This window comes from Leisingera sp. ANG-M1, assembly GCF_000813745.1.
In the GTDB taxonomy this organism is placed as follows: domain Bacteria; phylum Pseudomonadota; class Alphaproteobacteria; order Rhodobacterales; family Rhodobacteraceae; genus Leisingera.
Genome location: NZ_JWLC01000001.1, coordinates 52,964 through 70,625 on the forward strand (window position 1 = coordinate 52,964; position 17,662 = coordinate 70,625).

The following is a 17,662-nucleotide window of genomic DNA, read 5'->3' on the forward strand; positions in this document are numbered from 1 at the left end:
CTGCGCTTCGAGTGCGCGATGGGGCTGTTGTCGCGGTGTTAAGGGGTTCTGGCTTACGATCCGCCAGTTTTGCTTTTGGGGAACTGGAGAATGAGCGACAATATTGTGTACTTCGACGGATGCACCACGTTCGGCAAAGCCGCCGGATCCATCCAAATTGAACTCGAGGCAAACATGCTCGACCCCAGGCCTGACGGCAGTGTTGAGGTAAGGCGGGCGGTCACGGGCCGCCTCAGGTGCAGCAATGCCGCAGCAATGCAACTGATCGCTGCCCTGCAAAGCGCATTGGAAATGGCCAACAAAGAACCCAGCGACAAGCCTCTCACTAGAAACTGACATCACCCCTGCCCCTTCGCACCAAGCTCAGCTTCCGCCTGCTCGCGGATCCGCCGGAAAGCCTGCTCAGCGTCCCCGGCCTCCTTCGCCACTGTCGCGTGATTGTGCGTGCCGATAGCCGCGGCGACAGCTTCCCCCGCCTCCTTGGCAGCTGCGGCCGCCAGGGCTTCCCGTGGCTCCAGGGGCGTCTGCATCTGATCCTGCATCTGCTGCAGAACCGTGATGATGCGCCGGCTGCCGGTGATCGACATCAAGGCAACCACGTCGTTCAGTGTGAACTCGCGGGACCCCTTCATCTTGCGGGAGAAGCCGCCGTAGTCGACCTCGTGGTCCTCTAGCTCCCTGCCCGCCCAGAACTCGGCTATCTCCCGGGCCGCGCAGTTCTGCTTGCCGGGGAAGTGCTTGGCGACGGTGCCGCGCACCAATGTGTGGAGGTAGGCTCTTTGATCAGCCATGCTCAGCAACCTCGTTGTTTTGGGGGTGTGGGAAGTGGTGCGCTAGGTTGGGAACGTGCGGAGGAAGGAAGGGGACTGGCCGCCAGGGAACAGGTCATTGGCGGCGTACCTGCTTCCGGGGTTTTGGCTTAGGCGGCCGTTTGAAGGAGAATAGCGTCGTTGGGCATTCAATGCCCTGAAGATCACATTCCTTTTTCACTCCCTCATACCAGCTGGAAGGCATTTTACCCCGAACAACAGCATTGCTGATCGCCGTCAGTCCGACGCCAATCCGAAGGGAGATGTTCTCCCTACCAATTTTGTTGATCAGTTGCTCTGAAGTGTAGCTCATGGATGCATTTTATCCACCTATTGTGGATTCTGTCCATACCACAATTCGGAGATTGAGAAAAAATCCACATTTTGTGAAAAGCAAGTATGACCGCAGATGAACCTGAATACGCAGAAATTGGTGCTCGCCTGAAAGCTATCAGGTGCGGCTTCTCAGATCTCAAGCAAGCAGCCTGGGCGGAGAAGCACGGCTTTCGCCAAACGCAATACAACAACTGGGAAAAGGGAGTGCGCCGCATCCCAGTCGAAGCCGCCGAGGTTCTTTGTGACCGCTACGGACTGACCCTGGACGCGATATACCGCGGCAGGATGGACGGCATCTCACAGCAGGCCTTAAAGGTCTTCTGATCCAACCGACCTATTGCCGGTACAAGCTCATCAAGCGAATAGCCTGTGCGATCCGCCAGCTCGATCAGAGCATCTAGCCTTGCGTCCACAACAGAGTATTCAATCGGTCGCCTCATACTTCCCCCATTCATTCAGACTTTTCTTGGCGCAGCGGATATGCCGCCAAATTTCCCGCCAACGCGGTATGGGGAAGCAAGGGGCACTGCGAGGTCTGGGACCGAGGCTCATCCTTCACTTTACAGCCCCCAGATAGGAACAAACGGAGAACATTGCAAGCCACTAGATATAGCACTGGCGCAGAGCATGAAGTGCGCAATTAGCGCAATGCGGGCGCTAGATTTAGTGGAATCACCACCGCTTTCGCCGAGTCCACACGCGACATTCACATGAGATCAGCAAGGGATGATCCCTGAGGATAAGTGATCTGAACACTTTGCGGTGGCAGATCGTACGGATAGATCGGGAAAGAAAGCGAACTAGATTTAAGCACTATCTCAAGCACACTCGCGAAGAGTCGAACGGCGCCTCAGGATCTCGAAGCCTAACCTGTCCCGTAAGATGGCAAGCAGCTCTGTTTCTAGCTTGTGCGTGGTGATGGGCGCGTTGTGGAAGGCGACAAAATGCCCAACCGTGTTTCCTAAGGCATCGTCCACCCGAACACCAAGGTATGCGTCAAACGGAGCGGTGCGGTATCTTTCTTGATTTGGGTAGGCATCCGCCAGCCCGCTCTGGATACGAAACTCTTCAAGTGTTTCTAGGTGTTCACATGGTCTGCCCTCATATGTGAGAGATCTACCTTCCATCTCTCGCAGCCACTCCCCACCTTCGCAATAAGCCAGAATGTTGAAAAGCCTTTTGTCAGCTGGCGAGCACTCTGCCGCAAACACGGCATTAACGCCTAATAGCGCCTGAACCTGCTGTGTAATCAGGTGGAACACTCCCCCTGAAGAATGCATGTCCGGCCCGCGAGCCAAAGCCTTTAGGATCCGCATCATGCGCAAATTCTCTAGCTCGGCCGCTATCCGGTCGGCAAAATCACTGATTGTGTCAAGGATTTGATCGCACTCTTCAGAGGAGGTCTGACGCCGCCAGCCAAGCTGTATAAGGCCGATCACTTCTCCATCTATATTTGAGACCGGATAACCTATGAAGCTCTCCAGGCCTTTTTGCTGGAGCAAGTCATCCTTTGGAAATGCGGTTTGCACATCCTTGTGGACCAATACTAGTTTCGCGCTCTTGATCGCTTCAAGGCAAGGAGTGAAACAAGCGTCATATTCAAACTTCTCAAGCGACTCGTCATCCATCCAGCCGGCCTGAACTTGAAAGCGCTCTCTATCAGTTACTCTTAACTCACTGACTGCAATAAAATCCACCTGCGCAACCTCCTGTAAGAGATCAACAAAAGTCTGCAGGAATTCTTGGCCGGTTCTGGATGAAAGCAGCTCGAGGTCATTAGATAGCTTGGCCAACTTCAGTTCTCCTGATTGGTCAAACGAGTGCTTGTACATCACGCACGATTGACCCGCAGCCCGCTGTTTTTACTGTTTTTCGGCATCTACTCAGGACCATCAGCAAGAGGCCGCGACGCCGGACCGGACGTGTCTCCAGACTGAAGATGCTATCTCGCCCTGCTTTCCGTCAAGTTACCGCAAGAGATCGCGGCTGAAATTCTGATCGACAACGAACCTGAACTCAATATTGATGCAAAAGCGTGCCCTGTAGGCTGACTGAAGTCCCTCCCTTAACACAGTAAGATAGAAGGCCCAGGGCCTTCCAACCATCCGCTGCAGCCCGCTAAGGCAAGCGCATTGATACCAAAATGGACGTTCAGTTCCGCAGCACATCGAGTCCAAAGCCCTCAATGAGCTCAGGTTTACTAAGCTCGCGAAACGCCTCGGCCATTGCTGCTCTCTCCTCTTGGGTGGCTGAGTTTAAGTATGCTGCTGCATCTTCCATTGCCCGCAAGTCATCATCTTCAGTGCAATTCTCACTTCTGGTCTCAAGATAGGCCAGAGCAACTGCAAGTGCTTTACTCAGGCTCTTCATTTCTCGAAACTCCATACATAGGCACTGCAGTGTATCGTACAGGTTAGATGGCACAACGAGCTCGATCCGACCATCCTCCGTGGAACGGAAAGGTGGTCAGGAGGAGCCCAATTCTGCCATTGCCCAGAACAGCTTGCGCTGCAGCTGCAGCATGCCGGTTCCACAAAAAGCGGTCATAGAAGGAAGGCTGGAAGCTGTAGCGACTTTAGGCAACAGTTGACATTGTCGGTATCGCCCAAAATAGGATTTTCAATGAGCAGTCAAGTATTTGTGGAGGAGTTCGAAACACCTAAGCATGCTGAGGAGCATGCGGCTCTCCAAAAACTTGCCCTCTCGCTCCACAGAGCCAACGTCGAGTTGATCGTATGTGGTGCGACTGAAGTTACTGAAGAGCAAAAGCAGGTGGTGCGCGTAGCATCCACACATCTTCTCTCTGGGGTAAATTCCCTGGTATCCATCTTATCCCTGACTGAGAAGCTAAGTCTTAAGCTGAAAGAGGGAATCGCTCTCTCACGGGTGTTTTATGAGACCTTATTGGTCGCGGCGTTCACGTGTGTCGGTGGTCCTGAACGTGCGAAGAAAGCAGAGTTATATTCAGTCTACAAAACGTTTAGAACCCAAACACAGGCACATGAAGCTGGAGGCATCGTTCTTCGTGTATCTCGGGAGCCCCGCCTGTCAAGAAAAGACCCGCAAGTTGCCGCCGCGTTGGAGATGTTTGGAGGAAGTTCCAACATACGGCCTTGCTTTGTAGAGAGCCGAGCGGAAATGCTAGAGGAGGTAACGTCTTTCGACGCCAGAGCAGGCCTGTTCTTCGGCGGTGTCGAAGGGATGATACATGATGTCAGCTCCGAGATAATCCATGGGTCATTTCATGGGTTCGCTCTATTCAACTCGCTTCAGAACGGCAAACGTGAAACGGTAGAAAACCTCTCTGCCCATCACGAGGCACTTTTCTTTGCGGTGAGCATGACTATTGCCGCCCTGTCGCGAGTTCTCGGAAGGTCTTTTGAGCTAGGGGACACTATGGACGACCTCGAGCACACCTGTATTTTCTCGCTGTTGCCGTATGTTCCAGATGATATGGAGGCGCAATTGCGTGCGCTGTATCCAACATTACCGTGATGCACGCTAGAAATTTGTAGAATCGCAAAGTAATTCGCAATGCACTTTCCGACCCATTATGCCCTACCTGGAACCTGGCCAATGGGCTACGGCTTGGTACGGATTGCAACTGGGAGCGGGCGAGCTTGAACCCTCACCAGTCATTGGTCAACTTGTGGCTCCTCGTGCGTGCAGAAAGCCGCGAACGGCGCTAAGCGACCATTGACAGGTTCGCTAAGGAAAGACGTCAGTGCGGGACGTAGCGGGCTTTCAATGTTGATGAGTCAAGGCCCAGTCTGGGGAAGCCGCCGCAGCTGCGAACCGGAAATTCGGCTCGAACATGCAGCTCCTAGAACGAGATCACGCGTCCTCACACCGAGTATTCAATAGACGCTCGGCCAGATCTGGGCCGCAGAGCAAACGTCACGCTAGTGGCGAGCATTTTTCCTACTCTGCTAAATCTCTAATTCGCATATTCTGAAGAGAGAAAATTTATTGCCTGTTCATCTACACTAGGGAAGAAACCAATGCTTGTGTCTCCGACAGTAAAGTCCATTCGCCCAAGAGAAAAGTCAAAGTCAAAACTAACATCTGAGTGAGTGTAGCTTCCAATCATTAACCCGCGAACCTCTTCCGGAAGATTAACTATATCAATAAGGTCAAGAATGCTTGCAGCCTTAAGGAGAACATCAGCAACAGAACACGACAAAGCAAAACCCGTGTCCTGAGTCAAACTCTCCCAAGGGGAAGGTTCTATTTCTACCCTGATTGGCTCCCCAACGACATTAACTCTGCCGATCAGTACACCTTCGGAATCTCCTTTGGAAAATTCAATTCTTGAAGACATTTCGTACCCAGAATGTTTGGCCGAAATGTGGGAGCTGATAGAAGGCTTTTCTTTCCACAGACAAGCTAGATGGCCGATGCCTTCTGGATTAAGGTTAATGTCGACATTAATAAATCCATCGACGCCAATATCGGAAACAATGACTGCCTCCTGTAGTTTGCTATCAAAAATAATCTCATCAACCTGCGCAGACGCCGATATATTAGATACTTTCACTGTTCCGTCAATCTCTCCTATGTCTAAGAAATCTTCGACAACTCTCAATATCTCTAGCTCTGTCTTGCAAGCGGCTACTTTAGTCTCATTATTCAGCTTACAGTTTTTGACCTCTAGATCTTGCCCTGCTCGGCAAAGCTCAGCCTTGACACGTTCTTCATTGCGACAAGTCTCTGCTTTCACTCGTGCTGCAACCCGACAGGCTTCAGATTTGATCCGTTCTTCGTTGCGACAAGCTTCTGCCTTCGCCTTACAAAAAAGATCGAACTTACTGCAGTCTCTCGCACAGCTTCGACCAGCGCAACTGCTTGTATTCGCGCAACTTCTAGTGCTTTGACAACTTTTTCTTTTAGCTTCGCAATCTTGCTTCACGCTGCCGCAATGAACATGACTTTTCTTATAAATCATAGGATGAGCGCTAAAGTTCTCAGTTACATCATGTATAGTCTTTCCAAACTCGAAAATACTCCCATCCACGGATGAAAAGGCTTTGTTCATCTTCCTGGCAATGAACTCACGAGAAACTGATGCTCCACTAGAACTCCCGAAGCCAGGGAAGTAATTCTCTCTAGTTTCCAAAAATGAAAGTCTGTAGTTTTCAAAATCAGATTCAAAATCGCTTTCAGGTGCAGGAACATCCAACTTGACGTCCTCACTAAGGTAGTTAACGACACCGTCATCATCGATGTGAGCCATTATCTGCAAGCCTTCTGGGGCAATGAGGACGGCAGCATGTTCAATATGGAAGCTCATTGAGCTCAGGCCTTCTGAAACTTTCAAGTCATTATCAGGCGAGAGATCATCCATTTTTAACAATTTAATATCCCGAAGATCGACTTTAACCTCGACAGGATTTAGGTAATGCGTTGCGTTGATTTGATCCTCAAATTCCTTCACTACAGCATTAACAAGACCTTTAGCAAATTTACTTCTCCAAGGCCATTGCCTTCCGGCGCTAACCTCGCCCCCGACAACCGCAGGAATGACAAAAACACTGCCTTCCTTTACGTACGGAGTTACCATTAGATTCAACGTTCCCGACAAGCTAACTTGATACTCATCAGAGGCCACGCTGAAACTAACTTCAGAAATAATTCCTTGCTCGACAAAGGTGAAGTTTGGATCCTTGAACTCTAAATCACCACCTTCTGGAAGGCGAATTTTTCTTAATTCAGATGAAATGTACGGAACAAGGAAATCCTGAAAGGTTTCCCTATCCACTTGAACCACTAAATTCGGGTCGTTCATTTTGACGTAAGCAGCATACGAACGTGTCATGGATTCATGTCTACGATCTAGCTCACTTACACCAACGAGTATCGAGCGAACCTCATCCCTTGACGGATAAATAAAAAAAACGGCGGCAGCAATCAATAGCGCCGGCACAACTAAAAATATAGCTCTCATAATCTAGCCTCGAAGCAATCTAGAATCTAAGTTATCAATTTGGTCTTTTTTTATGGTATGAGACTAGCAGGATCTGACGTACTTTTCATAGGGGTAAAGCGCAGTAGCCGGTAAATTGGGCTCGCCCCTGTCTTCCGCTGCATAGAGCTTCAATGTCGTCTACTTGCGCATAGCAGACACCTGGGGGGAGGGGCGCTCAGGCTGCATGTGCGGCGAATGGCAGCTTCGTCCCGCTCCGACCCACCACGATCCATGCACAGTCCCTCCCTGATGCGCGCGCCTTCCAGGCACTAAGTATTTTCCTTCGCTCGGGTTAGGTGGCCGCCGAGAGCAGCACAAAAATCCACCTTTTGTGGTTTCTATCATTGCACATCCACCTTTTGTGGATTATCTTAGTTCTCAAGCAAAGGGAGAACCGAGATGAACGCACTGACTGAAAAGTTCCGCATCGCAACCGGCCAAGTTGCCGCTCCGGTTTTCACCTGCGGCTGCTGCAAAGACGTCACCGACTTTGACGACCACATGGGCGACGACTTCTCTGCAGAGCACACCCGCGCTGTCCGTGCCGCCTTCGGCTTCAACGTCTGCCACGCCTGCGCCGACGACTTCGAGCCGGCTAAAACCGGCGAATACGTCAACCCGGATGAGGCTTATGACCTCCTGGCAGAGGAGGCGTAACCGATGCTGGACAGCGCCCCTGCCCTCACCGTCGTTGTGATCCCATTCACCCCGCCCAACCCGGCCTGCCTGGACACGCACGCGGCCTTTCTTGAGCCCGGCTCGCCAATCACCGGCTATGGCGACAGCCCGCTGCGCGCCCTGACCGATCTGGCCGACGTGCTGATTGATCAGGAGCAGCCGGAAGAGACGATTGCAGCGCTGACCCAGCGCGTGGCCCTGGAAGGCGCAGACGCCCTTTGCCACCTTATCGACTGGTATTGCGCATGGGATAACGCCGACCGCTTCATCCCGCTGGCCATCGACCTGCTGGAAACTCTGGACAAGGCCGCCGCTGCAGAGCGCCGGAGCTGGTTCTGAGCATGAAACAAGACGCATCCATGATTTCCGAGGCGCGCCGACTGGCCGCCTCCACCCCGGCGGCAAAGACCACCACTCACGGCAGCCGCCGCCGGGGAGTTGATCACAAGTGGCACAAGGGGCCGTGGAAGCACCCCGCACCGCGCCCTCAGCCCTGGCTGTCCAGCCCCGCAGCTGTCCGCCTCGTCTTCTGGTCCTGCATGGCTATCGGCGCCCTCTCCATCGGTGCCCAGCTGACCGGCCACGCCGAGACGCTGCGCACCATGTGGCACCAGACACCCTGAACCTCCCCAGTCGGGCGCCTCCTGTCCTACGTCCTGGCGCCCTACTCACCCCCGGCGGCTGCATTGCCGCAACTCTGCGCCGCCGGGGGTCTTTTCCAAAGGAGCGAGACATGAACCAGTTTTCACCCGTCAAGCTGCACAACGCAGAGCAAGGCAGCGATGAATGGCACCAGCTGCGCTGCGGTGTGCTGACCGCCAGCGCAGTCAAAGAGATCGTGACGCCGACCCTCAAGCTGGCAGCAAACGACAACACCCGCGCCCTGGCCAACAAGATCGCAGTGCAGCGCATCACCGGCATCCCGGAGGAAGATCTGTTCACCTCCGAGAAGATGCTGCGCGGCCATATCGACGAGGAAGTTGCCCGGGAGCTCTATGCCAGGAAATACGCCAGGGTGATCGAGGTGGGTTTCATCACCAACGACCGCTTCCCGCACTTCGGCTACTCGCCTGACGGCCTGGTGGGCGCTGATGGGCTGATCGAGGTAAAGAGCCGCGACCCGCATCTGCACATCGCCAGCATCACCGCCCGCGAGCGCGGCGAAGGCATCCCCAAGGATTACATGGCCCAGGTACAGGCCGGCCTCCTGCTGTCCGGCCGCGACTGGTGCGACTTCATCAGCTTCTCGCACGGCCTGCCGATGATGGTGCACCGGGTTTTGCCGGATCCTGACTATCAGGCGGCCATTGGCGAGGCGGCCCGCGCCTTCGAGCAAACCGTGCAGGGCATCATCGCCGACTACCGCACGGCCACTGCCAACGACGCTGTCTACACCCCCACTGAACGTATCGACTATGAAGGGATGATCCTGTGACCTCTATTCTGCACACCATCGCCGCCAAGTCCGACCAGCTGAACGCCGATGACCTGATTGGCGGCGACCGCACCATCCGCGTGACTGGCGTTAGGGTGAACACCTCCGAAGAACAGCCCGTCTGGATCCAGTTCGAAGGCGACAACGGCAAGCCGTTCAAGCCCTGCAAGACCATGCGCCGGCTGCTGATCCGCGTCTGGGGTGATGACAGCGCCGCTTACGTCGGCCGCTCCATGACGCTCTATCTCGATCCCGATGTGAAGTACGGCGGCATGAAGGTCGGCGGCATCCGCATCTCGCACCTTTCCCACATGGAGGCGCCGCAGTCGTTCTTTCTCGCTGAAACGCGGGGCAAGAAGAAGCAGCACACGGTCACGCCGCTGGCAGCACCCCAGGGGCAGCAGATGCCCGCCGAACCGACTGCCGAGGAAATCAACGCCGTCCTGCATGACGCTGAAAAAGCTGCGAAACGCGGCAAGGCTGCTTTCACCGCCTGGTGGAACAGCGAGAAGGTCAAAGCCAACGACAACTGGGCGCGCAAAGTCGTCAACGGTCTGCTGCCCGGCACCGAGATCAAGCTCGACGCGCTGCAGAAGATGGCAGTGCAGGCCGACCTGGCCGCCACCGAGGATGACGACGCGGTGACCGAGGATGATCCGTTCAACACCAGTGAGCAGGCCGCGTAATGGACAAGGCTCCCGATATCCTGCTGATCAAGACGCCGGGCGGCCTTGAACCCTACGGCCGGCACAGCGCGCCGATGCTAGAGGATCTGGTGCCCGGCCAGGTTTTGACCGCCAAGCCCCGCAAGGGCCGCGGCCTGCCCCGGAACTCCGCCTATTGGGCGGGCCTGCACACCGCCATCGAGCATTGCGACGTCTGGCCCACCACCGAGCGTCTGCACGCCGACCTCAAGAAATACTGCGGCTATGTCGACGAGTATTTCAGCCCTCTGACCGGGCAATGGGAGATCCGCGTGCAGTCCACGGCTTTCAGCAAGATGAACGAAAGCCAGTTCGCCCAGTACTTCCGCAAGGCGCAGCTGCGCTTCATTTCGGAGATGGGCTTTGACCCCTGGCTACAGGTGGCGAAATGAACATCATGAACAAGCCGCCGCTTGGCCTCAAGCAGCCCAAGGCCAAGCCGAACCCGGAGTACCTGCGTAAAGTCCGCGCCCTACCCTGCTGTATTTGCGAGGCTTTCGGCTACACCCAGCTTTCCCCGACCACGGCGCACCACCCGATCTGCGAGCGCCACGGCGGCGAGCGCGTTCCGGACCACGAGGCAATCCCCCTCTGCGACGGCCACCACCAGGGCGATTTCGACACGTCCAAAACCGCCATCCACCGCGACCGCGCGCTCTGGGTCGAATGGTACGGCTCCGACCGGGACTGGATCGCTGCCACCCAGGACCGCATCCGCACTGCGCCATGACAGCAACCGGGCACCCGAACCAGCATGAAGCAGCCGCACACCGCGTCCTGCATGAAACCTGCCCGCCAGGTTCACTCTCTTTGCCGCAATACCCGCCCGGTTGCTTTCAAGACGCAGTTTGACCCTTTGGAGATTATCATGGAACTTTGCTTGAACGAGGAATCCCGCGCCACGCTTGAAGCGATCAAGCAGATGGGTCGCGATAGCTGGGATGGTGAAACCGGAGAGCGCCGGGCGGAAAGCATGGAAAAGCTGCTGACCCGTGTCCTCCCCGAATATGCCGCAGCCCTCGATCTTAGCCAGGACGAGGTTCTGGCCGCGCTGGAGCGCAACCGGAGTTACAGTGCCATCAACTACTATCAGGACGCAAAGCTGCCGCCGATCAGCGAAATCCCGGTTCACGCTACCCTTGCCGATTTCAAAGCCCTCATTCCGAGCAGGAAATTTCGCTGCCCTTCCTGTCACGGCATTTCGACCGACCCTTACGAATGCGACAGCGGGGTCATCCGCGATAGCTCGCCCTGCAACTGGAAAGCCTACGGCCTCTTCGGAACCCTTGGGCGGGGATATCGCTGCGTGGTGAAAGAGACGTTCCTTGAGCATCCGGTTGTCCACGAGGTTTTCATGCCGGTTGAGTTCGAACCGGCGCTGTCCGCCTAGGTCACCTAAGTCGACACCACGGAGAAGGCAGTATGACCGTTAGACCGCACACTTGCCCCCGCGCCGCACTACAGGAGATGAAATAGATGGGAAAGCATGAGCCGGCAGCGTTCAAGGAAGCCAATGCTGCGGCCTATCTTGATCTGTCCGTGTCGCGCTTCCGCAAGCTGGTGAGCTGCGGCGCGCTGCCGCGGCCCGTGCGTTTGGCCGATGGCGTGGAGCGCTGGCGCACCGACGATCTACGGGCCATTCTGAGCGGTGAGGCCGCCCGACCAGCCGAGGACTTTGAGCTTTGAGAAAGCCCGCCAAGCCACGGATCACAAAGCCAAACCTGACTTGGAAGCTGAACAGGCGCCAGGATGCCTGGGAGCCGTACCACCGTGTCACTTGGACTGAGGGCGGCAAGCGAAAAGAGAAGACCGTCAAACTGGACTGGCGAGGCGACGCGGAGCGCCTGGACGCGCTCTATTGGGAATGCCGGTCCGGGAAGCATGTGAAGCAGGCCAAACCGGCAAAGTACACATGGCGGGCGCTGATTGACGCCTGGAGAAACGATCCGCGCATTCAGGGCAAGCTAGCGGAAGGCACAAAGCAAAAGTACCGCCGCGACATGGAGCGCATTCTTGAGAAGAATGCGGGTAAAGATGTGCGCAACACAACCCGGCAAGCAATTCGCGCTGCGCACACCAAACTCGGAGAGACACCGCGCATGGCCGATCGCTATCTGCAAGTGGTCAGCCTCTTGTGGAATTACGGTGCGAACAAACTGGATTGGCCTCTAGGACCGAATCCGGCCAAAGGTATCGATCATTTCGGCAAGCAAAGCGAATATGAGCCCTGGCCGGAATGGATGGTCAACAAGTTGGAAGAAGCGCCTGAGACAGTGCGCACCGCTGCCTTTCTGATCCTGAACACCGGCCAGCGCCCGAATGCTGCAATCACCATGAAGTTCTCCGACTTCGACGGCGACTGGATGAGTGTTCTGGACGAGAAGAGCGATGAGCGGATCGAGGTATTCTGCCCTGCTGCTCTGCGCCAGTTCATTGCAGATGCCCCGCGCCAGGGAGCCCACGTGCTCGCAAAGAACCTGACCCAGCCCCGCGGGTATTATGCGGTGTCCTCAGCCTTCCGCAATTGGCGCGGGAAGCTAGGCCCTAAGGCCAAAAAGTATGTGCTGCACGGGTTGAGGAAGCTGGCAATCATCCGGCTTGCAGAGGCTGGCTGCAGCGACGCCGAAATCCAGGCAGTCACCAATCAAAGCCCTGAGATGGTCGCCTATTACCGCAAGAAGGCGAGCCGAAAGGCCCTTTCTCGCGCGGCTCAGCAGCGCCGGAAATGACTGCAGAACAGAAGGAAAACAAAACGGGATGTGGGAGTCGCTTGTGGGAGTAAGGCAAAATGGAGCCAATCTCCGCCCTTACCAAGATCGCGATTTTCCCTTTGAAATCAATGGTGCGGACGGCGGGACTCGAACCCGCACGGCCATAAAGCCAGGAGATTTTAAGTCTCCGGTGTCTACCATTCCACCACGTCCGCACAAAGCGCCGGAGCACGGCGCCTTAGGGCAGGTCTAGCCTCCTGTTTTGGCGCGGACAATCGGTTTTCGAAGTTTGCGGAAAAATTTTCCCGCGGTGCGGGCAAAGCTACAGTTCCACATCCCCGGCCCCCGGCAGTGCAAGCGGGCCGCCCGGATCGGCGAGATGACGCTCCGGCAGCCAGGGGTTCAGCGCCAGCGCTTCAGCCAGGGCGACACGCGCCTCGTCCAGCCGTGACAGCCCATAGAGCGAGAGCGCGCGGCCGCTCATGGCCGCGATGTGCCGGGGCGACAGTTCCAGCGCCTTGTCCAGATCTATCAGGGCAGAGGCAAAATCCCGGCGCAGGTAGTGGACAAAAGCGCGCTGATTGTAGCCCTCTGCATAGTCCGGGCAATAGGCGATCAGCTGATTGAAGTCCGCCAGCGCCCCGAGGAAGTCGAATGACGACCTCCGGGTCATGCCCCGGTTCAGTATTTCCTGCGCCTGCTCATCCGGGGCATCGGCCCAAAGCTCCCACATTCTGCCGGCGATCTCGCGCGCCTGGCCTTCAGTTTCGGCCTGCTGAACCTCACTCAGAAGTGCATCCAGCGGTGTGCTGTGGTCAGGTGCGGCGGGGCAGTCCGCTGCGGCGGCTGACGCACCCGCAAAAAGGCAGACCGCGGCTGCGACAGCAGACGCGGACCGGAACGGAGCTTGGATTACAGATAACAGCATTCTCCTATGCTGGCACATTTGCAGCAGCGATCAAGTCAACTGGCCGTGCGCAGCGTCAAAGCGGCCCCATTGCCCCGTCTTCCTTCACTGCTTCCATCGCCACATAGGTGGAGGTCGAGGCCACATGCGGCAGCGAAGAAATCTTCTCGCCCAGCACCGCGCGGTAATCGGTCATCGATCCTGTGCGCACTTTCAGCAGGTAGTCGAAATGCGAGGCCATCATATGGGCCTGTTCGATTTCCGGCAGCCTGGCCACTGCAGCGTTGAACTTGGCCAGCGCGGCCTCGCGGGTGTCGTTCAGTTTCACCTCGACAAAAGCCACATGGTCCAGCCCCAGCCGGATCGGATCCACCAATGCCCGGTAGCCTGTAATGATGCCATCCGACTCCAGCCGCCGGAGCCGGGTCTGGGTCGGGGTCTTGGACAGGCCGATCCTGCGGGCGAGATCGGCAATGGAGATCCGGCCGTCCTCAGCCAGGACATTCAGAATCGCGCGGTCGAACCGGTCAAGATCTGCAGAGTTCATTTGGACTGCCATTTGCTGGAATTTTTATGATCACGAACTACGTATACCGCACCTTTAGGCAATTGTCCTGCCAGAAAGGGTGTATCCTAAGCAAAAGCCCTGCACACCTTCTGTGGAGTTACCTGCATGACCACCCAAGCCAAACTGCGCTACCGGATTGATGCCGGAACCTATGCCGACCAGACCGCGGTCCGCGACCAGCTGATTTCCCAGGCTGCCCTCACCGAGTCAGACCGCGCCCGCATCTGCTCCAACGCCGCCGCCCTGGTGCGCGATATCCGCGGCCATTCGGCGCCGGGCCTGATGGAGGTGTTCCTGGCCGAATACGGGCTGTCGACCGACGAGGGTGTGGCGCTGATGTGCCTGGCCGAGGCGCTACTGCGGGTGCCGGATGCCGACACCATCGACGCGCTGATCGAGGACAAGATCGCACCCTCCGACTGGGGCAAGCATCTGGGCAAATCCACCTCCTCGCTGGTCAATGCTTCAACCTGGGCCTTGATGCTGACCGGCAAAGTGCTGGATGAGGAGCGCAGCCCCATCGGTGCCCTGCGCGGCGCCATCAAGCGCCTGGGCGAGCCGGTGATCCGCACCGCCGTCAGCCGCGCGATGAAGGAAATGGGCCGCCAGTTCGTGCTGGGCGAGAGCATCGAAAGCGCCATGGACCGCGCGGCGGGCATGGAGGCCAAAGGCTATACCTATTCCTACGACATGCTGGGCGAGGCCGCTCGCACCGAGGCCGACGCGGCCCGGTATCACCTGGCCTATTCCAAGGCGATCTCTGCCATTGCCGCCGCCTGCAACAGCGACGACATCCGCAAGAACCCCGGTATTTCGGTGAAACTCTCCGCCTTGCACCCGCGCTATGAACTGGCGCAGGAAGAGAGTGTGATGGAGCATCTGGTGCCGCGCCTGAAAGCGCTGGCGCTCTTGGCCAAGGCGGCCAAGATGGGTCTCAACGTCGACGCCGAGGAAGCCGACCGCCTGTCACTGTCTCTGGAAGTGATCGACGCGGTGGTCTCGGATCCCGCGCTGGCGGGCTGGGACGGCTTTGGCGTTGTGGTACAGGCCTATGGCCCGCGCACCGGGCTGGCGATCGACGCACTGCATGAGATGGCAGAAAAATACGACCGCCGCTTCATGGTGCGGCTGGTGAAAGGCGCCTATTGGGACACTGAAATCAAACGCGCCCAGGTCGAGGGCGTCGACGGCTTCCCGGTTTTCACCTCCAAGGCGCTGACCGATGTGTCCTATATCTCCAACGCCCGCAAGCTGTTGGGGCTGACGGACCGGATCTACCCGCAGTTCGCCACCCACAACGCGCATACCGTCTCCGCTATCCTGCATATGGCCGAAGGCATCGGCAATGAGCGGTACGAATTCCAGCGCCTGCATGGCATGGGCGAAACGCTGCACCAGATGGTGCTGGAGCAGAACAAGACCAACTGCCGGATCTATGCGCCGGTGGGCGCCCACCGCGATCTCCTGGCCTATCTGGTGCGCCGTCTGCTGGAGAACGGCGCCAACTCTTCCTTTGTGAACCAGATCGTGGATGAGAACGTCGCCCCGGAAGAGGTCGCCGCTGATCCTTTCCTGGAAGTTGCCGACATCACCCGCAAGATCCCGACCGGGCCAGAGCTTTACGCGCCGGAACGCCCCAATTCCAAGGGTTTCGACCTTGGCCATGCTCCGACGCTGGCGCGCATCGAAGAGGCCCGCGCGCCCTGGCGGACCCACACCTGGGAGGCAGGGCCGCTGATCGCGGGCGAGGCCCAGCCCGAGGCGCCGCTGGATGTGACCAACCCCGCCGACCTTAGCGCGGTAGGCAAGGTGCGCTATTGCTCCAGCGCCGATCTGGAAACCGCACTGGCCGCTGCTGCGCCCTGGGCTGCCCCGGCCAGCGAACGCGCGGCCATCCTAAACAAGGCCGCGGACCTCTACGAGGAACATTTTGGCGAGCTGTTTGCCATCCTCGCCCGCGAAGCCGGCAAGACCATCCCCGACGCGGTGGCCGAGCTGCGCGAGGCGGTGGACTTCCTGCGCTACTACGCCGCCCGCATCCCCGATGCGGAACCGGCAGGCGTGATCTCCAGCATTTCCCCTTGGAACTTTCCTCTGGCCATCTTCACCGGCCTGATCTCGGCGCCGCTGGCCACCGGCAACGGCGTTCTGGCCAAGCCTGCCGACCCGACCCCGCTGGTGGCCCACCGCGCGGTGCAGCTGCTGCATGAGGCCGGTGTACCGCGCCATGCGCTGCAGTTGCTGCCGGGCCGCGGCTCCAAGGTCGGCGCCGCCATCACCGGCGACGCGCGGGTTGCAGGCGTCAGCTTCACCGGCTCCACCGCCACCGCCATGCGCATCCGCGCCACCATGGCCGAGACCATGCGCCCTGGCGCACCGCTGGTGGCAGAAACCGGCGGGCTGAACGCGATGATCGTGGATTCCACCGCGCTGCCGGAACAAGCGGTGCAATCAGTGGTCGAAAGTGCATTTCAATCCGCAGGCCAGCGCTGCTCGGCCCTGCGCTGCCTCTACCTGCAGGACGACATCGCCGACAACGTGCTGGAGATGCTGCAGGGCGCCATGGACCTCTTGCAAGTGGGCGACCCCTGGCATTTGTCCACCGACAGCGGCCCGGTGATCGACGACAAGGCGCGCTCCGGCATCCTGGCCCATATCGCCAAGGCCCGATCCGAAGGCCGGGTGCTGAAAGAAATCCGCCCGCCGCAGGCCGGCACTTTTGTCGGCCCGACCCTGATCGAAATCCCGGATATCGCCTGGATGGAAGAAGAGATCTTTGGCCCGGTCCTGCATGTGGTGCGCTTCAAGTCCCAGGAGCTGGATAAGATCATCGACGACATCAACGCCACCGGCTATGGGCTCACCTTTGGTCTGCACACCCGCATCGACGACCGGGTGCAGCATGTCTGCGACCGGGTGCATGCGGGCAACCTTTATGTTAACCGCAACCAGATCGGCGCCATCGTCGGCAGCCAGCCCTTTGGCGGCGAGGGCCTGTCGGGCACCGGCCCCAAGGCGGGCGGCCCCGACTACCTCAGCCGCTTCTGCGCGCCGGACCGGCAGCAAAGCAGCAGCCAGTGGGAGACCTCCACCGCGCACGTGCCCGCAGTCAGCGGCGTGCCAGCCCAGCCGGTAACCACCAGCCTGCCCGGCCCGACCGGCGAGTCGAACCGCCTGACCCTCTCCGCCCGCCCGCCGCTTCTGTGCATGGGGCCGGGCGCCGAGGCGGCTGAGGCGCAAGCCCAGGAGGTCATCAGCCTGGGTGGCACTGCCATGAAAGCAGACGGCATGTTCGACCTGCACCGGCTGGAAACCATTGAAGGCATTTCCGGCGTGCTGTGGTGGGGCGACGAAGACACCGGCCGCGGGATCGAACGCGCGCTGGCCAAGCGCGACGGCCCGATCACCCCGCTGATCCCCGGCAAGCCCGACCGCGCCCGCGTCCTGGCCGAACGCCACGTCTGCGTCGACACCACCGCCTCGGGCGGCAACGCACAGCTCTTGGGCGGCAACGCCTGAGGCACAGCCGATAAGTGCTTGACGCTGGGC

21 protein-coding genes and 1 tRNA gene are annotated in these 17,662 nt (G+C 58.0%); 14 read left to right on the top strand and 8 right to left on the bottom strand.

Annotated elements, in window-relative coordinates; translation table 11 throughout:
- Positions 1-90 precede the first annotated feature (90 nt).
- A complete protein-coding gene (locus RA19_RS00295) occupies positions 91-336 on the top strand; it encodes a hypothetical protein (protein ID WP_052261581.1) in 246 nt (81 codons plus the stop codon).
- Between the two features lie 2 nt (positions 337-338).
- Here RA19_RS00295 and RA19_RS00300 read toward each other — a convergent pair whose 3' ends face one another.
- Together RA19_RS00300 and RA19_RS26390 are read right to left on the bottom strand one after the other, a co-directional pair.
- Positions 339-791, bottom strand: a complete 453-nt coding sequence (locus RA19_RS00300) for a hypothetical protein (protein WP_039158468.1) — start codon at positions 789-791, stop codon at positions 339-341.
- A gap of 94 nt (positions 792-885) precedes the next feature.
- Positions 886-1,122, bottom strand: coding sequence for a hypothetical protein (locus tag RA19_RS26390; RefSeq protein WP_152615645.1), 237 nt, complete (start codon positions 1,120-1,122; stop codon positions 886-888).
- A gap of 86 nt (positions 1,123-1,208) precedes the next feature.
- On the opposite strand from RA19_RS26390, the gene RA19_RS00305 reads away from it, so the two are divergent.
- Positions 1,209-1,469, top strand: coding sequence for a helix-turn-helix domain-containing protein (locus RA19_RS00305; RefSeq protein ID WP_039158469.1), 261 nt, complete (start codon positions 1,209-1,211; stop codon positions 1,467-1,469).
- Between the two features lie 494 nt (positions 1,470-1,963).
- Here RA19_RS00305 and RA19_RS00310 read toward each other — a convergent pair whose 3' ends face one another.
- Together RA19_RS00310 and RA19_RS00315 are read right to left on the bottom strand one after the other, a co-directional pair.
- Entirely contained in the window at positions 1,964-2,938 is a 975-nt protein-coding gene (locus RA19_RS00310; protein ID WP_039158471.1) for a GAF domain-containing protein, read from the bottom strand.
- 358 nt (positions 2,939-3,296) lie between these two features.
- Positions 3,297-3,515 carry a hypothetical protein gene (locus RA19_RS00315; protein ID WP_152615646.1) on the bottom strand — a complete coding sequence of 73 codons (219 nt, stop codon included), beginning with the start codon at positions 3,513-3,515 and terminating at the stop codon, positions 3,297-3,299.
- 252 nt (positions 3,516-3,767) lie between these two features.
- Between RA19_RS00315 and RA19_RS00320 the strand changes: the two genes are divergently transcribed.
- Positions 3,768-4,640, top strand: a complete 873-nt coding sequence (locus RA19_RS00320; RefSeq protein WP_039158476.1) for a hypothetical protein — start codon at positions 3,768-3,770, stop codon at positions 4,638-4,640.
- A gap of 442 nt (positions 4,641-5,082) precedes the next feature.
- Here RA19_RS00320 and RA19_RS26395 read toward each other — a convergent pair whose 3' ends face one another.
- Positions 5,083-7,089, bottom strand: a complete 2,007-nt coding sequence (locus RA19_RS26395; protein ID WP_152615647.1) for a hypothetical protein — start codon at positions 7,087-7,089, stop codon at positions 5,083-5,085.
- 420 nt (positions 7,090-7,509) lie between these two features.
- Between RA19_RS26395 and RA19_RS00325 the strand changes: the two genes are divergently transcribed.
- The 10 genes from RA19_RS00325 (at position 7,510) to RA19_RS00370 (ending at position 12,656) form a co-directional block, all read left to right on the top strand.
- The gene (locus RA19_RS00325) at positions 7,510-7,767 is read left to right on the top strand and encodes a hypothetical protein (protein ID WP_039158477.1); all 258 of its coding nucleotides are present in this window, start codon (positions 7,510-7,512) and stop codon (positions 7,765-7,767) included.
- A 3-nt stretch (positions 7,768-7,770) separates the two neighbouring features.
- Positions 7,771-8,127 carry a hypothetical protein gene (locus RA19_RS00330; RefSeq protein ID WP_039158480.1) on the top strand — a complete coding sequence of 119 codons (357 nt, stop codon included), beginning with the start codon at positions 7,771-7,773 and terminating at the stop codon, positions 8,125-8,127.
- 2 nt (positions 8,128-8,129) lie between these two features.
- Positions 8,130-8,411, top strand: coding sequence for a hypothetical protein (locus RA19_RS00335; RefSeq protein ID WP_039158482.1), 282 nt, complete (start codon positions 8,130-8,132; stop codon positions 8,409-8,411).
- A gap of 110 nt (positions 8,412-8,521) precedes the next feature.
- The gene (locus RA19_RS00340; protein ID WP_039158484.1) at positions 8,522-9,223 is read left to right on the top strand and encodes a lambda exonuclease family protein; all 702 of its coding nucleotides are present in this window, start codon (positions 8,522-8,524) and stop codon (positions 9,221-9,223) included.
- Positions 9,220-9,909: a hypothetical protein gene (locus RA19_RS25590; protein WP_052261582.1), complete on the top strand. Its 690-nt coding sequence runs from the start codon at positions 9,220-9,222 to the stop codon at positions 9,907-9,909. The genes RA19_RS00340 and RA19_RS25590 overlap by 4 nt, the downstream gene beginning before the upstream one ends.
- On the top strand, positions 9,909-10,319 hold the full coding sequence (locus RA19_RS00350) for a hypothetical protein (protein ID WP_039158486.1): 411 nt from the start codon (positions 9,909-9,911) through the stop codon (positions 10,317-10,319). The genes RA19_RS25590 and RA19_RS00350 overlap by 1 nt, the downstream gene beginning before the upstream one ends.
- On the top strand, positions 10,316-10,657 hold the full coding sequence (locus RA19_RS00355) for a DUF968 domain-containing protein (RefSeq protein ID WP_039158488.1): 342 nt from the start codon (positions 10,316-10,318) through the stop codon (positions 10,655-10,657). The genes RA19_RS00350 and RA19_RS00355 overlap by 4 nt, the downstream gene beginning before the upstream one ends.
- A 24-nt stretch (positions 10,658-10,681) precedes the next feature.
- Positions 10,682-11,317, top strand: a complete 636-nt coding sequence (locus RA19_RS00360) for a hypothetical protein (protein WP_039158490.1) — start codon at positions 10,682-10,684, stop codon at positions 11,315-11,317.
- An 86-nt stretch (positions 11,318-11,403) separates the two neighbouring features.
- Positions 11,404-11,613, top strand: coding sequence for a helix-turn-helix transcriptional regulator (locus RA19_RS00365; RefSeq protein ID WP_039158492.1), 210 nt, complete (start codon positions 11,404-11,406; stop codon positions 11,611-11,613).
- Positions 11,610-12,656 (top strand): tyrosine-type recombinase/integrase, encoded by a 1,047-nt coding sequence (locus RA19_RS00370; protein WP_039158494.1) that lies wholly within the window; start codon positions 11,610-11,612, stop codon positions 12,654-12,656. The genes RA19_RS00365 and RA19_RS00370 overlap by 4 nt, the downstream gene beginning before the upstream one ends.
- Positions 12,657-12,767: 111 nt before the next feature.
- Here the strand turns inward: RA19_RS00370 and RA19_RS00375 are convergent.
- The 3 genes from RA19_RS00375 to RA19_RS00385 all read right to left on the bottom strand — a co-directional run bounded on the left by RA19_RS00375 (position 12,768) and on the right by RA19_RS00385 (position 14,092).
- Positions 12,768-12,853: transfer RNA gene (locus RA19_RS00375), tRNA-Leu, on the bottom strand.
- Between the two features lie 107 nt (positions 12,854-12,960).
- Positions 12,961-13,566: a tetratricopeptide repeat protein gene (locus RA19_RS00380; protein WP_039158496.1), complete on the bottom strand. Its 606-nt coding sequence runs from the start codon at positions 13,564-13,566 to the stop codon at positions 12,961-12,963.
- Between the two features lie 55 nt (positions 13,567-13,621).
- Positions 13,622-14,092, bottom strand: a complete 471-nt coding sequence (locus RA19_RS00385) for an Lrp/AsnC family transcriptional regulator (protein WP_082020417.1) — start codon at positions 14,090-14,092, stop codon at positions 13,622-13,624.
- Positions 14,093-14,218: 126 nt separating this feature from the next.
- Here RA19_RS00385 and putA point away from each other — a divergent pair, with 126 nt between their 5' ends.
- On the top strand, positions 14,219-17,632 hold the full coding sequence (gene putA, locus RA19_RS00390; protein ID WP_039158500.1) for a bifunctional proline dehydrogenase/L-glutamate gamma-semialdehyde dehydrogenase PutA: 3,414 nt from the start codon (positions 14,219-14,221) through the stop codon (positions 17,630-17,632).
- The last annotated feature ends 30 nt before the right edge of the window (positions 17,633-17,662 follow it).